Genomic DNA, 14,498 nt, shown 5'->3' with positions numbered 1-14,498 from the left:
CCACCGTGCCTACACAAAACACGAAGGTTGTGTAATTGAATGGCGCGTTGCGACTATCAACAACCCGCCCCCTGCGCCTGAGTCCACGGCATCCTGAACAACCCAAAGATGCTCTCTGCATAGGTACTTAAACACCTGTTGACTCATCAACTTGCCATCACATTGCACTCGGTGTAACTTTGCACCTCGTGCAAATTGATGAGAATACCTATCACAGATTGGATCCGGGCCAACACCCCGAGTGCGGTCTCCGGGAGCTCAAAAGGTTTCAAACACACTGCGCTTTGGCCGATGCCGCGACCGCCCTTGTGTTGGATCGCGGATACGACCAAGTCAACATCGAAGACATCTGTCAGCGGGTCAATATCAGTCGACGCACATTCTTCAATTACTTCGACTCCAAGGATCAAGCCATCTTCGGCAACGGCATCATGTCATTCGATGCTGACGATGAAGAGGTATTCCTCGCCCAAATTCACCAAGACCCCATCGCGGACATGCTCGATTTCATCGAGAAAAAGCAGCAATCCCAGCTACTCCGATATAAAGAGCTGGGGGCAACCGAAGAGTTTCACCGTCTGCTCAAGGAGCGTATCCGCGAGATTTTGCGCAATGAGCCAAAGCTATCGACGGTTGTCATTTCGAATTTTGGCAACTCAATGCGCCGCGTCCGTTCTGCCTTTGAGCGCTATTTCGAGATGAATCCACAGTCGCGCACGCACCCCGAGCTGCCCGTCGGGCACGAGGTAGCACTGTCGGTCGGTTTCGTCCGCGAATGCGTGCTGTACTCATCGGCTCATCGGGACGAATTCACAACAGATACACCGCTTCACGACGCCGCCGACGTCGTTAAAAATTTCTGGAGGAGGAATAGTGACAGCTAGCAACACCACTGCTCAAGATCAAACCGACACCACGGTTTCTGACAACAAGTCCCACTTGGGAATCATTTTCTTCGCGCTCATTCTCACTATGCTGATGAGCTCGCTGGGGCAGATGATTTTCGCCACCGCCCTGCCGACCATCGTCGGCGAGCTCGGCGGAGTTGACCACATGTCGTGGGTTATTTCTGCATTCCTGTTGGCACAGACTGTGGCAATGCCGATTGTCGGCAAGCTCGGTGACATGATTGGGCGCAAGGGCCTGTTCATGATGGGCATCGCGCTGTTCATGGTCGGTTCCGTCATGGGTGCAATCACCAACTCCATGAGCCTGCTCATCGCCGCCCGCGCTTTTCAGGGATTTGCTGGCGGTACATTGATGGTTTCCTCACAGGCCATCCTGGCCGAGGTTATTCCCGCACGCCAGCGCGGTAAGTACATGGGCATCATGGGTGCTGTGTTCGGTCTGAGTTCCGTGCTGGGACCAGTGCTGGGAGGCTGGTTCACCGACGGCCCGGGCTGGCGCTGGGGCCTGTGGATCAACGTCCCGATGGGCGTGGTTGCACTATCGGCAGCTGCGGCCTTCCTGAAGCTGCCCCGACGCCAGAGTGAAGGAAACTTCGACTACATCGGCACGATGTTCTTGACTGCCGCTGCCTCGACGCTAATTCTCACCACCACGTGGGGCGGTACACAGTACGACTGGAACTCCGGGGTCATCATCTCGCTTATCGTTGCCTCTGTCGTTTCCTGGGTGCTGTTCTTCCTCACCGAGACTCGCGTTTCCAACCCACTGATTCCGACGCACTTGTTTAATAACCGGAACTTCGTGCTCACGACTGTGTCGGGTCTCATTCTGGGTATCGCGATGTTCGGCACTATGGCCTATATTCCGACCTACCTGCAGATGGTGCACTCAATGTCACCGACCGCTGCAGGTTTGATGATGACGCCGATGATGGTCGGCATGCTGCTCACCTCAATTGGCGTTGGCCAGATTATTTCGCGGACTGGTAAGTATCGCTTCTACCCCTTCGTCGGCCTGATGATTATGGCTGTCTCCCTCTACTTGCTGTCCACGCTGGAGACCACCACCCCGCTGTGGCAGGTTGGTGTGTACCTGTTCATCATGGGCTTCGGCCTGGGCACCGGCATGCAGGTTCTAGTTCTCATCGTGCAGAACTCCTTCCCGGTCGCGATGGTCGGTACCGCTACCGCTGCGAATAACTTCTTCCGCCAGATTGGTGGTGCGGTCGGTTCCTCCATTGTGGGTTCGATTTTCATCCACCGCATGAAGGACCTGGCAGGCGAACGCGTTCCGGCTGCTGTCGAACAGATCAAGGCCGCATCACCGGAGGCTGCAGCAGAGTTCGCAAAGCAGATGGGCCCGGAGGGCTTTTCCTCTAAGTCGATTGGTTCACTGACGCCGCATGTGCTGGATAGCATGCCGGCGCCAATCCATGAAGCGCTGATCTCCAGCTACAACGATGGTTTGACGCCGATCTTCTTGGTACTAATGCCAGTGATTATTCTGGCAGCAATCATTGTGTTCTTTGTTCGCGAGGATCCGTTGAAGGAAACCGTCGAATAATTAATTCGCGGGAGCCGCGGCTCCCGGCAGCTATGCCCCCACCTGGCCGTCGGCGCGGTCGAGCTTGTCCAGAATCGGACGGTTCGGCTCACCGGCGGCTTCTGCTTCTTCCTGGACGCGCTTCAGTGCGCGCTCCTCTGGCTTTTCCAGGAGCTTTTCCAAAATAATGACATCGCGCCACTGCCCCGCCATTGGGCCGTAGGTCATCTTTGCCATGTGGTGGTAAATCCCCACTTCACGGAAGCCGAGCTTTCGATGCAGCTTTAACGATCCCACATTCTCCGGGAAGACCCACGAGTGAATCGACCAGCAGTCGAGCTCCGTGGCATCGTCGATAAGCTTCTGCAGCAGCGTCGCCGCCAGCCCCATGCCCTGCCCGTCAGGATGGACGTAGATGGAGTCTTCGATGACGCCATTGAAAATCGGGCGCTTGGATACCGGCGCTGCCGATGCCCAAGCCAGAATCTTGTCCGGGTTTTCTGCGTCGACGGCGACGTAACACAAATCCACTCGTTTGAGTGCGATGAATTCGTCCCACTCGGGAGCGGAGTGCTCCCAGGACGCGTGCCCCGTATCCAGGCCAATCTCGTAGATCTCTTGGATCTGTGGATAGTCCTCTTCACGCATCATTCGAATCGTGAAATCGCGCTTCTTTTCAGCCATAACTACAAGTGTGGCTAATTTTTCCGCGCACGTCGAACGAAACGGCAAAAATATTGTAAAAAGATTACTTTCGCCTGCGCGGTCGACCGCTTCCACCGCTGCTTCGACGCCCGCTACGGCTACTACGCGCATGCTTTACGACGGCCCCAGCGCGCTGCCGGCGGGCTTGCTTAGCAAGCGTCTTTTCTCGGGCCGACAACTTCTTTGGAGCTTCATCAGCCTTCTTGCGCCCCAACTGCGTGCGCGTCGAGCCCTCCCTGCGCCCCTGGACAATGCCGACGAACTCCTGCCGGAGCTCGTCGTCCTCTACTTTCGGCCACACCAACCAAATAGCTGTCCGAGACAGCGGTTCCGTGGCGCCTTCCTCGGCCACCAAGTTCGATGAGGCCACCGCCTTCTTCGACAGCGCCTTCAAAATCGTGCGAGGTCCCACCACGACACCTGCACCAGTGGCCGCAACGGGCAGCATCTGTCGCAGCTCATCCGGATCCACGGAGGTCAACAGCACAGTTTCGTCCGCCAACAGCTCCTCCGGCACGGACTCTGTGAGGGAGAACACGTGCTCTTTCTCGAAGGCCACGCCCCAGGCTTCGTCGTAAAGCCGGATGCGATGGAGCGACTCGGGCAGCGAGCTTTCGGACTCTAACCGAACCAGCGCCATGTCAGCGGCGCCGCCGACCAGGTCGGACATCGGATCGTCGGCGGCGTGGGTGTGCAGTGTTGCCGGAATTCGATCCCTAAAGCGGCGAAACCACTTCTCGGGACTGGTGCCGGTGGCGAACACGATGCGCAGGACGGCGGGTTCAGGAGTCGACATACTCCGCAAGGTTACTCGAATGGGTGCTAGCGTTGAACCCATGAAACCCCTAACCGCAGCCAAAAAACTTGGCATTTTCCTCCCGGCCACACCCGAGGAATTTCGCACTGGTGAGATTTCGCACGCGCAGTTTGCCGAACTGCAATCCAATCCGCCGGAATGGCTCGCTGAGCTACGCCGCAACGGACCGCACCCGCGTCCAGAAGTTGCCCGCAAGCTGGGCATCACTATCACGGCGTTGAAGAAGAACGACATGGACAAGCCGCTGACAACGGCGGAGATTAAGGATTTGCTCGAGCAGATGCCGGAGTGGCTGGAGGCTGCTCGTGAGTCCATGGCGAAGCAGCGCGTGGAAGCCGCTGAGGCAGAGGCCAAGAAGGACGACGGCCCTGGTCGGGCTGCCGCTGAAGCTGCTCGCAACGCCGAGAATTAGCAGACACAGCTGACACAGCTGACACAGCCAACACCTTCAAGGAGGATTCTCCCGTGGCCATCGACTACACCGCACATGCAATCAACCACAAGGGCAACGGTACGGTTGTCCTGATTGGCTCGCTGGGCACCACACAGGAGATGTGGGAGCCACAGGTAGCCGCTTTGAGCGAAAAGTACCAGGTCATCACGCCAGATGTCCGCGGCCATGGCGATTCCCCTATCCCCGAGGGTGAGTGGGACATGAGCCACTTGGCCGCCGACATCATCGAGGTCCTCGATGAGGAGGATATTGACCGCGCACATTTTGTGGGACTATCTCTCGGCGGCGCTATCGCCCAAACCATCGCACTAGAACACGCCGATCGCGTGGTCAGCCTGACACTGTCGTCGACGGCGCCGAAATTCGGCACACCAGAGGCCTGGCAGGAAAAGGCCCAGCTCGTGCGCGACAAGGGCACGGTCGCACTCGCCGACACTGTCGTCCGCAACTGGTTTACCGACGAGTGCTTCGACACTACCCCTGAGCTCCCCGCCCGCTTCCGCGACATGATCGCAGATTGCCCCGATGACGGCTACATCGGCGCCTGCGGAGCACTCTCTCGCTTCGACACCCGTGAGCGCCTCGCCGAGATCACCGCTCCGACGCTGGTCATCGCCGGCAAGCAGGACACCTCTACGTCTCTCGACGTCGTCACTTCGCTTCACGACGGCATCGCGGGCTCGACCATGGTCGTCATTTCGCCGGCCAAGCACCTGCTTAACCAGGAGACCCCGGAGTACTACAACTCTGCTCTGCTGGCGCACATTGATGGGATTGCCGACTAGGGGTTAAGTAAAGAAAAGACACACTTTTCTTTACTTAACCCAAGTTTCCGGCCTGCTAGGCGCGCAGGTCACAGAAAGCAGAAGACCCCGCCGGTGCGTGATGCACCATGCGGGGTCTTGCTGCGACGCTACCGGGAGGGGAAAGCCCCTCGCCGGGTGGCGTTGATCAGGCTTAAGCCTCCGTGACGGAGCCGCCTGCCTTCTCGATCTTCTCCTTAGCGGAGCCCGAGAACTTCTGTGCGGTGACGTTCAGCTTGACGCTGATCTCGCCGTTGCCCAGAACCTTGACCGGCTGCTTAGCGCGGACCAGGCCAGCTGCGACGAGGTCGGCAACTGCGACGTCGCCGCCGTTCGGGAAGGCCTTCTCGAGGTCGGAGACGTTCACGACCTGGAAGATGACCTTGTTGTTGTTCTTGAATCCCTTGAGCTTCGGCAGACGCATCTGCAGTGGCATCTGGCCACCCTCAAAGTATGCAGGAACCTTGTTGCGGGCCTTGGTGCCCTTCGTACCACGACCAGCGGTCTTACCCTTGGATGCTTCACCACGACCCACGCGGGTCTTGGCCTTGTTTGCACCCTTGGCCGGACGGAGGTCGTGGAGCTTGATTGGATCGCTCATTTTTACTCCCCTGCCACTTCTTCAACCTCGACCAGGTGGCGAACGGTGTGGACCATGCCGCGGGTGACAGCGTTGTCTTCGCGGATGATCTCCTGACCGATGCGCTTCAGGCCGAGGGAACGCAGCGTGTCACGCTGGTTCTGCTTCCTACCAACAGTGCCCTTGATCTGACGGATCTTCAGTGCCATGGGTTATGCCCCCTGTCCTGCAGCACGAGCGCGCAGCATGGCTGCCGGAGCAACCTCTTCGAGGCTCTTGCCACGACGTGCGGCGACCTCTTCTGGGCGCACGAGCTCCTTGAGGCCGGCCACCGTTGCGTGAACAACGTTGATGGCGTTCGGCGAGCCGAGCGACTTGCAGAGAATGTCCTGGACGCCAGCGCACTCCAGCACCGGGCGGGCTGCGCCACCGGCGATAACACCGGTACCTGGTGCAGCCGGACGCAGCATGACGACGCCTGCTGCGGCCTCACCCTGCACCGGGTGGGTGATGGTGCCGTTGATCATCGGGACACGGAAGAAGTTCTTGCGAGCTTCCTCGGCACCCTTCTGGATAGCAGCCGGGACTTCCTTGGCCTTGCCGTAGCCGACACCGACCATGCCCTGGCCGTCACCCACGATCACCAGAGCGGTGAAGCTGAAGCGACGACCACCCTTGACGACCTTGGACACACGGTTGATGGTGACGACGCGCTCGATGTACTGGTTGCGCTCGTCCTGCTGGTTGTTGCGACGATCGTTACGGCCACCGCGGTCGTTGCGGCCGCCGCGCTCGTTGCGATCGTTGCGGTTGTTATCGGCGGAGCGTCCGCCGTTACGGTCACGTTCCGACATCACGCGTTCCTTCCGTTGGAGTTCATGGTGTTGGTGGTCATTAGAACTTCAGACCACCTTCGCGGGCGGCGTCAGCCAGAGCGGCGACGCGGCCGTGGTACTGGTAGCCAGCGCGGTCGAAGACGACTGCCTCGATGCCAGCTTCCTTCGCACGCTGTGCGATCAGTTCGCCAACCTTGGCGCCACGTGCCTTCTTGTCGCCCTCGACTCCACGGACCTCTGCTTCGAGGGTGGACGCAGCGCACAGGGTGTGACCGACGGTGTCGTCGATGACCTGAACGTGCATGTGACGAGAGGTACGGTGCACAACGAGACGTGGAGTCTCTGGGGTGCCGGACAGGGTCTTGCGGATACGGAAGTGGCGACGTGCGCGAGCGTTGCGACGGCGGGTGGAGATGTCCTTGCCCACCGGCAAACGCTGGCCTTCCTTGTTCGTTGCGTTGTTGCTCATTACTTACCCGTCTTTCCATCCTTGCGACGGACCTGCTCGCCTTCGTAACGGATGCCCTTACCCTTGTATGGGTCATCCTTCCGCAGACGGCGGATGTTAGCGGCGATCTGTCCAACCTGCTGCTTGTTGATGCCTTCGATGGAGAACTTGGTGTTTCCGTCGACGGCAAACTTGATGCCCTCAGGCGCCTCAATCAGGACTGGGTGAGAGTAGCCCAGTGCGAACTCCAGGTTCTGGCCCTTGAGCTGCACACGGTAACCCACACCGAAGATTTCCATCTTGATGGTGTATCCAGTAGTAACGCCCACGACCATGTTGTTGATCAGGGAGCGGGACAGGCCGTGCAGGGAACGGTTCTTGCGGCGGTCATCGGGGCGGGAGACGACGAGTTCTTCGCCTTCCTGAGCCACGGTGATTGGTGCCGGAATCTCTTCAGCCAGGGTGCCCTTAGGACCCTTGACTTCAACGTTCTGGCCGTTGATGGTGACGGTGACGCCAGAGGGGACGGTCACCGGTGCCTTGCCAATACGAGACATGGTTAAACCTCCTCTTACCAGACGTAGGCGAGGACTTCTCCGCCCACGCCCTTGTTGTTGGCCTCACGGTCAGTCAGCAGACCCTGGGACGTGGAGATAATAGCCACGCCCAGGCCACCGAGAACCTTTGGCAGATTAGTGGACTTTGCGTAAACGCGCAGACCCGGCTTGGAAACACGACGCACGCCAGCGATGGAACGCTCGCGAGATGGGCCGTACTTCAGGTTAAGCTCCAGGGTCTTGCCGACGGTCTCGTCGTTAACGGAGTAGTCGGCGATGTAGCCTTCCTGCTTCAAGATTTCGGCGATGTTGGCCTTGATCTTGGAGGATGGCATAGACACGGTGTCGTGGAACGCATTGTTTGCGTTGCGCACTCGTGACAACATGTCCGCAATCGGATCAGTCATGGTCATGTGAAGTGACCTGTTGCCTTTTTCGTTACGGTTCCCGTGCTCACCCTTGATGAATCGCGTGTACCGCACGATCGCTGGCTACTCACGCTCCGCCTAACTCAGTAGTTAGGGGTGCTCGCTGCCTTTATCCGTGCGGCCGCTTCGGGCGAGGGGCCTGTAACAAAGTGGATGTACAGTTTTTCTCCCTTGTAGCGGGAGACTCTTTCCGCAGGTCATGTGGCATTCCCGGGATTTTGACGCGTTAGCGTCGAAAAAAAGAACATGGGGGTACCTACCTACGGCAAGACCTGACTAGCCTAGCAACCAGCTAAAACATGTCCAAATCCCTGCTCAGAAGCATAGAGCTGAGGTGTAGGGTCGGCGCCATTCAGGGCCGACCGACCTCACTAGCCGCACCTGCTGGCTCACACACTCACCTGCACAGCTCCACAATCCCTCCTTGTAGTACTTTGATTAGGCTTACCTTGTTCATATAAGCTTGCTCCCGTTAAGATCATGGACTTTCACGCGTCAAGGAGGGATGCATGGCTATCTCTACCCCGCATGCGCAATCCCCTTCTCAATCACACCTGGGGTCTCGCGCGGACGCTACTGCGGACGCTTCTGCCAGCGCTCCATCAGGTAAAATCCCGCGTCGCCTCGTCGGCCTCGGCGTCCTTTTCCTCCTATTGCTCGCCAGCATCGTTGCCAGCATCGTGTTTGGATCACGGCAGATCCCTTTTGGAGAAGTGTCCGCCGTGTTCCGCGATCTCGGCACGGCGTTCGGCCACGCGGAGGGGCTGAATGTGGATCAGCGCGTGATCGTCGAGCTCCGCATTCCCCGCACCCTGTTGGGCCTAGTCGCCGGTGCTGCCCTTGGCGCCTCCGGTGCATTGATCCAAGGGCACACGCGCAACCCTCTCGCGGACACGGGCATTCTCGGCATCAACTACGGTGCGTCCCTGGCCGTGGTTGCCAGCTTCTCCTTGCTGGGTGTGACGTCCGTGTGGGCTACCAGCATGTGGGCGTTCGGTGGGGCCATCGCTGCTACTGCGTTGGTGTTTAGTTTGGCGTCCATAGGAGGAGGACAGGCCAATCCAATGACGCTGGTCCTCGGCGGCGCGGCTTTGTCCGCGGTCCTCAGCGCCATCATCAGCGGTTTTATCCTCACTGACGATGCCAATCTGGATCGCATGCGCTTCTGGACCGTCGGCTCCATCGCGGGCCGGGATCTCACCGTGTTCTACGGCGTGCTGCCGTTTATCCTGGTGGGCCTCCTGCTGGCGTTCATCACGGCACCGCAGCTAAACCTCCTGAATCTGGGCGATGACATCGCCTCCGGACTGGGCATCAACACCCAGCGCGCCCGCCTGATTGGCATGGCTCTGATCGCACTGCTGGCCGGTGCCGCGACAGCTGCCGCCGGCCCCATCACCTTCATCGGCCTGGTGGTCCCGCACCTCGTGCGCGCCATCACGGGCCCTGATTACCGCTGGATCCTCCCTTACTCTGCCCTGACGGGTGCGGTGATGATGCTGTTCGCAGACGTGGTGGGCCGTCTGATCGCTCGTCCGGGCGAGTTGCAAGTAGGCATCATCCTCGCGTTCGTGGGCGCGCCGTTCTTCATCGCCCTTATTTATCGACGCCGGGTGGTGGCCATTTAATGAGTTCCCTCCTTGCCCGCCCTACCTCTTCCACTATCCCTGGGCGCCCGCCATTCCGCGTGGGCTCATTTTCTGTGGTCTGGCGCCCTCGCGCGTTGACGGTGTCTCTATTGCTGCTCGTGGCGATCGTCTTGCTAGCGGCGGTCTCCATCGGCCTGGGTGACTATCCTGTGTCCCCGGCTCGTGTGCTGGAGGTGCTGTTCACCGGCCAGGGCACCCGCATTGAGCGTCTGGTGGTTTTGGATTGGCGCATGCCTCGTGCGCTGACGGCCATTCTGGTGGGCTGTGCGCTGGGATTATCCGGAGCCCTCACTCAGTCCGTGACTCGCAATGCGCTGGCCAGCCCGGATATCTTGGGCTTCACTACGGGCGCGTCCGCGGCCGCGGTCACCGTCATCACTCTGGGTGGTGGCGCTGGTGGTTTCCTCGGCTGGCTCAGCAGCATCGGCATTCCCTTGGCCGCGGTGCTTGGTGCGGCTGTCACCGCAACGGTGATGTGGGCTCTGGCGTGGAGGAGATCGACTGATTCCTTCCGGCTAGTGCTGTTCGGCATCATCATCTCTGCTCTGTTGACCTCGTATATCAACTTCCTGATGATCCGCACGGAGTTGCGCGATGCCGCGGCCGCGCAGTTCTGGCTTACTGGCTCCCTGAGCACTGCGGACTGGTCCAAGATGTGGCCCATCGCCATTGTTGTGTTGGTGTTTACACCGCTGCTGGCCTGGATTGGTCACCAACTTTTAGCCACCTTGCTGGGCTCGGATACTGCACGGGCTTTGGGACAAAACGTCCAGGGTGTGCAGGTGCTTCTGCTCGCCGCTGCCGTGGCTTTGGCAGCAGTGGCGGTCTCGGCCGCTGGCCCCATCGGGTTCGTCGCCTTCGTGGCCCCACAGGTGGCGCTGCGCTTGTGCAACTGCTCTGCACCACCGCTTCTGGCCTCTGCGCTGACCGGCGCTGCGCTACTCCTGCTGGCAGATATCAGCACCCAAACTCTTCTGCCCGTAGAGCTGCCGGTGGGCATTCTCACCTCGGCAATCGGCGGTGCGTTCCTTATTTATTTGCTGGTCCAACGGAATAGGTCAACCACGGCATGAGAAAAGATCCCACCCTGGAAGTTAGCAGTGCCGCGAACAAAGAAGGACACATGACTCAGAAGCACAGCATGAGCGCACGCGGCCTCGCCGTGGGCTACGGCGACCGGACGGTCATCGAAGGCTTGGACGTGGACTTTCCTCGCGGGCAGATCACCACAATCATCGGCCCCAATGGCTGCGGCAAATCCACGTTGTTGCGAGCCATGTCTCGTCTCCTTCCGGCGAATGAGGGCGAAGTGCTGTTAGACGGCGCCGATATCTCATCCATCAGGCGCAAGGACCTCGCACGGACCATCAGCGTGCTGCCACAAACCCCTACCGCCCCGGAGGGACTCAACGTGGCTGATCTCGTCTCGCGCGGTCGGCACCCACACCAATCGTGGATCCGTCAGTGGTCGTCCACGGACGAAGCCGAGGTGCACAAGGCGCTGGAAATGACTGGCTCGATGGGGCTGGCGGAGCGCACCCTGGATTCTCTGTCCGGAGGGCAGCGGCAGCGTGTGTGGATCTCCATGGTTCTTGCGCAGAACACGGACATCCTGTTCCTGGACGAGCCCACCACCTACCTGGATCTGGCCACGTCGGTAGAGATTTTGGAGCTGGTGCAGCGTCTACGCCGAGAGCTGGATCGGACTGTGGTGATGGTGCTGCACGATCTCAACTTGGCTGTACGCTACAGCGATAATCTCGTGGTGATGAAGGATGGACAGGTCCTCGCCACCGGGCGTCCCAGCGAGGTCATTACCCCAGAGCTACTGCTCGAGGCGTTTGCCCTCAACGCGCTAGTCATCGAGGATCCTGTCACCGGCGGTCCGCTGATCGTCCCCAAGTGACGATCAGGGCTTAGTCCTCCATCAGCTCCTGGGCGGGAGTCTTCTTGGACTTCCGCCAGTTGATCATCGCGGAAATCACCACCGGAGTCACAGACACCAGCACGATGACGATGGCGATCATGTCGATGCGATCCGCAATGCCCGGGATATCCCCCAGCAGCACGCCAATGCCGACCATGCTGACAATCCACAGCACTGCACCCGTGACGTTCCATCCCACGAACTTCTTGTACGGCATCTCCGCGGTACCAGCGGCCACGGGAATGTAGGTACGCACGATCGGGATGAAGCGCCCCAGTACCAGAGCCAACGGCCCGTACTTCAGGAAGAAAGCCTCGGCTTGTTCGAGGTGCTCGGTTATGAGGATCTTGGCGTCGGGCTTAAACAACTTGCGGCCAAAGCGGTGGCCGAGCCAGAAACCTACCTGGTCGCCCAAGAACGCCGCGACGATGGCCACGCCCACCAGAATCGGAACGTTCAAGCCCAGCTGATCGCGCAAGATTGCCGCGGTGACCAGCATGGAATCGCCGGGGAGGAACGGGAAGAGCACGCCGGATTCAATAAAGATAATCAGCGCAATGCCGCCGAGCGCCCAGCCGCCAAAGTTCTGGAGCAGGGTGGTGGCGTCCATGAGGTCGCTTAAGTGCACAGGGAATCCCTTCTAGAAAACAACTGGTCTATTCTTACCCCGGTTTCTGACCGGAATACAGGCAGCTCGCCCCTAGCGTGCATCCGTTATCCCCATGAGTGCCCGTCCCCTAGCCAGCAACAGCAAAACCGCCCCAGCACGTTCATGCGGGGCGGTTCGGCAGTTGATTCAGACTACTTCGTGGCGTCTGCCAACGGCTGCTCGATCTTGTCCAGCAGGTAGTTCAGGCTCAGCACGGTCTGCCATCCGAAGGCCTTTTCCAGGTCGCCTTCCAGGTAGACACTGTGTCCGTCCTTCACGGCGGGCAGCTTGCCCACGATCGGATCCTCGGTCACAGAAGCCTTGCTCTGCTTCGGAGAGTAAGACAGTTGATCCCACACCAGCACGTCAGAGTTGATCTGGTCTGCGTTTTCCTTGGAGACCTCACCGTAGAACTTGTCCTTGGTGATGCCCGCGTAGGCCGGGTTGATCTTGAATCCCAGCTCGGTGAAGAAGCGGCTACGCGGATCGCCCTCGGCAAAGACAGCCAGGCTCTCGTCGGAGACAGTGGCCACGCCGAGTTCCTTTTCGGCCCATTCTGGGTGGCGGCCCTTGAGCTCTGCGAACTTCTCCTTGACCTGCTCCACCTGGCGCTTTGCCTCTTCAGGCTTGCCCACGGCCTGCCCGATCTCTTCCGTGGTCACGTCCCATGGTTGCTGTAGTTCTTCGTATTCGCCCTTTTGTACGACGACAGGGGCGATCTCAGACAGCTTCTTGTACGTGTCTTCATCGATGTCCGAGTACACGGCCACGATGAGGTCTGGATTGTCCTTGGCGATGGCTTCCGCGTTGACTTCTGTGTCCTTGTCGATCCGAGGAGTGTCGCCCTCGATCTTGTCATTGGACCAGTTGCCCGCAGCCTGACCATCCGGGGTCATTCCGTCCCAGTACTTCACGGAGACAGGAGTAACTCCCAGCGCCAGCAGTGCGTCCTGATCCGTGTAGCCCAAGGAGACCACGCGCTGCGGGGCTTCCTTGATTTCGGTGGAGCCGTAGCGGTGCTCGATGGTGGTGGGGAATGCGCCCTGCTCGGCGTTGACTGCCTGGGAGTCCCCGGAATTTCCGGACTGGTCATCAGTCGAGCAAGCGGTCAGTGCCGCGCCCAAGGTCAGCACAGCAGCGGTGCTAACGAGAATCTTCTTGAGTGTCATTTTTCTCCGTTGTTACTGGTGACGGATTTCCGCGCGAGGCGTGGCCCGTACACAAAAGGGAAAGGTCAAACCTTTGGTTGGATATATCCAGCCCTATGTCCAAAGAATTCGGTGGCGGTCAGTTCCGAGTTGTCGTCGAGACGAACACGATCCAGAACAATCGCCGGCGCCGGCACGTTGGCACGGGGCGATCCACAGACCACCGCGATTCCTCCCTCGTGAGGGATGGTGACTCGGCCGGGGGTTCCGCCGAAGCGGCCCTGCGAGACGTGCGCGGAAAGCACGCGGACGCGCTGGCCTCGGAATTCAAAGTAAGCATTGGGGTACGGGTCGGACTGCGCCCTGACCAGCAAGGCGATATCTTCCGCAGGTTGGGTGAAATCTATGCGAGATTCCTGCTCGCCGCGCTTGTGGAAGTACGTAGCGCGGGTGGGATCTTGAGGTTGCGCAGTGGCGGTGCCTTGGGCGACGTCACTCAATGCGCGTTCCACGAGGGGCTCGATGAGGTCGATGGTCTTGGCCACGAGATCCGTGGTGGTGTCCTGCGGACCCACGGGGATCGCGCGCTGGGCAACGATGGGTCCGCCGTCCAGCACTTCATCCATCTCGTGCACAGTGACGCCCACGTGAGTTTCCCGGTTCAACAGCGCCCACAGGATGGGCGAAAATCCGGCGTACTCGGGCAGGAGACCATCGTGGACATTCAATGCGCCGTGCTTGGCCAGGCTGAAAACCTCGGGAGGAAGCCAGGTTCGCCAATTGTTGGCCACGATGATGTCTGGTGCAGCATCGCGCAACGCCTCAATGACGTCTTGACCCACGCGCTCAGTGACACACACCTGGAGCTCATGTTCGCTGGCGAGCTCCTCAACGGAGTCTGCCCACATTTGCTCATAAGGGTGATCGCTGGCAGGGTGCGTAACTACCAAAACTACTTCATGACCAGCATTGATGACCGCAGACAACGTCCGGTGTCCCCACGACTGATAGCCGAAAACAGCAACTCGCATGCAGGGGATGTTAGC

Annotated in this window: 18 protein-coding genes; 7 read left to right on the top strand and 11 right to left on the bottom strand. The window is 59.5% G+C overall.

What is annotated here, in order from left to right; all coding sequences use genetic code 11:
* The first annotated feature begins 188 nt into the window (after positions 1-188).
* Together HMPREF2878_RS07615 and HMPREF2878_RS07610 are read left to right on the top strand one after the other, a co-directional pair.
* Entirely contained in the window at positions 189-884 is a 696-nt protein-coding gene (locus tag HMPREF2878_RS07615) for a TetR/AcrR family transcriptional regulator (protein WP_049172273.1), read from the top strand.
* Positions 874-2,472, top strand: a complete 1,599-nt coding sequence (locus HMPREF2878_RS07610) for an MDR family MFS transporter (RefSeq protein ID WP_049172271.1) — start codon at positions 874-876, stop codon at positions 2,470-2,472. The genes HMPREF2878_RS07615 and HMPREF2878_RS07610 overlap by 11 nt, the downstream gene beginning before the upstream one ends.
* Before the next feature lie 30 nt (positions 2,473-2,502).
* Here the strand turns inward: HMPREF2878_RS07610 and HMPREF2878_RS07605 are convergent, their stop codons facing one another.
* Both HMPREF2878_RS07605 and HMPREF2878_RS07600 read right to left on the bottom strand, forming a co-directional pair.
* Entirely contained in the window at positions 2,503-3,135 is a 633-nt protein-coding gene (locus HMPREF2878_RS07605) for a GNAT family N-acetyltransferase (RefSeq protein WP_016423177.1), read from the bottom strand.
* A 64-nt stretch (positions 3,136-3,199) separates the two neighbouring features.
* Complete coding sequence (locus HMPREF2878_RS07600) at positions 3,200-3,952, bottom strand: type 2 periplasmic-binding domain-containing protein (protein ID WP_049172269.1); 753 nt, start codon at positions 3,950-3,952, stop codon at positions 3,200-3,202.
* A gap of 40 nt (positions 3,953-3,992) precedes the next feature.
* On the opposite strand from HMPREF2878_RS07600, the gene HMPREF2878_RS07595 reads away from it, so the two are divergent.
* The gene (locus HMPREF2878_RS07595; RefSeq protein ID WP_042389451.1) at positions 3,993-4,385 is read left to right on the top strand and encodes a DUF5997 family protein; all 393 of its coding nucleotides are present in this window, start codon (positions 3,993-3,995) and stop codon (positions 4,383-4,385) included.
* Between the two features lie 53 nt (positions 4,386-4,438).
* The gene (locus HMPREF2878_RS07590) at positions 4,439-5,212 is read left to right on the top strand and encodes an alpha/beta fold hydrolase (RefSeq protein ID WP_070653202.1); all 774 of its coding nucleotides are present in this window, start codon (positions 4,439-4,441) and stop codon (positions 5,210-5,212) included.
* 172 nt (positions 5,213-5,384) lie between these two features.
* Here the strand turns inward: HMPREF2878_RS07590 and rplO are convergent, their stop codons facing one another.
* Genes rplO through rpsH form a run of 6 tightly spaced genes read right to left on the bottom strand, consistent with a single transcriptional unit; the run spans position 5,385 to position 8,064 of the window.
* A complete protein-coding gene (rplO, locus tag HMPREF2878_RS07585; protein ID WP_012359606.1) occupies positions 5,385-5,831 on the bottom strand; it encodes a 50S ribosomal protein L15 in 447 nt (148 codons plus the stop codon).
* Positions 5,832-5,833: 2 nt separating this feature from the next.
* Positions 5,834-6,019 (bottom strand): 50S ribosomal protein L30, encoded by a 186-nt coding sequence (gene rpmD, locus HMPREF2878_RS07580; protein WP_048733820.1) that lies wholly within the window; start codon positions 6,017-6,019, stop codon positions 5,834-5,836.
* Between the two features lie 3 nt (positions 6,020-6,022).
* Complete coding sequence (gene rpsE / locus HMPREF2878_RS07575; protein WP_012359604.1) at positions 6,023-6,664, bottom strand: 30S ribosomal protein S5; 642 nt, start codon at positions 6,662-6,664, stop codon at positions 6,023-6,025.
* A gap of 40 nt (positions 6,665-6,704) precedes the next feature.
* Positions 6,705-7,115 carry a 50S ribosomal protein L18 gene (rplR, locus tag HMPREF2878_RS07570; protein ID WP_035004242.1) on the bottom strand — a complete coding sequence of 137 codons (411 nt, stop codon included), beginning with the start codon at positions 7,113-7,115 and terminating at the stop codon, positions 6,705-6,707.
* Positions 7,115-7,651, bottom strand: a complete 537-nt coding sequence (gene rplF / locus HMPREF2878_RS07565) for a 50S ribosomal protein L6 (RefSeq protein ID WP_035004244.1) — start codon at positions 7,649-7,651, stop codon at positions 7,115-7,117. Before rplF ends, rplR begins: the two co-directional genes overlap by 1 nt.
* 14 nt (positions 7,652-7,665) lie before the next feature.
* Entirely contained in the window at positions 7,666-8,064 is a 399-nt protein-coding gene (gene rpsH / locus HMPREF2878_RS07560; protein WP_034986964.1) for a 30S ribosomal protein S8, read from the bottom strand.
* 524 nt (positions 8,065-8,588) lie between these two features.
* Here rpsH and HMPREF2878_RS07555 point away from each other — a divergent pair.
* Genes HMPREF2878_RS07555 through HMPREF2878_RS07545 form a run of 3 tightly spaced genes read left to right on the top strand, consistent with a single transcriptional unit; the run spans position 8,589 to position 11,634 of the window.
* Entirely contained in the window at positions 8,589-9,707 is a 1,119-nt protein-coding gene (locus HMPREF2878_RS07555) for a FecCD family ABC transporter permease (protein ID WP_005325331.1), read from the top strand.
* Positions 9,707-10,801, top strand: a complete 1,095-nt coding sequence (locus tag HMPREF2878_RS07550; RefSeq protein ID WP_005325330.1) for a FecCD family ABC transporter permease — start codon at positions 9,707-9,709, stop codon at positions 10,799-10,801. Before HMPREF2878_RS07555 ends, HMPREF2878_RS07550 begins: the two co-directional genes overlap by 1 nt.
* Positions 10,802-10,851: 50 nt before the next feature.
* A complete protein-coding gene (locus HMPREF2878_RS07545; protein WP_019176090.1) occupies positions 10,852-11,634 on the top strand; it encodes an ABC transporter ATP-binding protein in 783 nt (260 codons plus the stop codon).
* A gap of 10 nt (positions 11,635-11,644) precedes the next feature.
* Here HMPREF2878_RS07545 and HMPREF2878_RS07540 read toward each other — a convergent pair whose 3' ends face one another.
* From HMPREF2878_RS07540 to HMPREF2878_RS07530, 3 genes are all read right to left on the bottom strand, one after another.
* Entirely contained in the window at positions 11,645-12,283 is a 639-nt protein-coding gene (locus HMPREF2878_RS07540; RefSeq protein ID WP_005325329.1) for a DedA family protein, read from the bottom strand.
* A 173-nt stretch (positions 12,284-12,456) separates the two neighbouring features.
* The gene (locus HMPREF2878_RS07535) at positions 12,457-13,473 is read right to left on the bottom strand and encodes an iron-siderophore ABC transporter substrate-binding protein (protein ID WP_005291893.1); all 1,017 of its coding nucleotides are present in this window, start codon (positions 13,471-13,473) and stop codon (positions 12,457-12,459) included.
* 65 nt (positions 13,474-13,538) lie between these two features.
* Positions 13,539-14,483: a methionyl-tRNA formyltransferase gene (locus tag HMPREF2878_RS07530; protein WP_005325328.1), complete on the bottom strand. Its 945-nt coding sequence runs from the start codon at positions 14,481-14,483 to the stop codon at positions 13,539-13,541.
* Positions 14,484-14,498 lie beyond the last annotated feature (15 nt).

This window comes from Corynebacterium sp. HMSC065H09 (genome assembly GCF_001812845.1).
In the GTDB taxonomy this organism is placed as follows: Bacteria; Actinomycetota; Actinomycetes; order Mycobacteriales; family Mycobacteriaceae; genus Corynebacterium; species Corynebacterium jeikeium_D.
The sequence above is the reverse complement of the archived record's forward strand: the minus strand, read 5'-3'. Positions and strand labels throughout refer to the sequence as shown.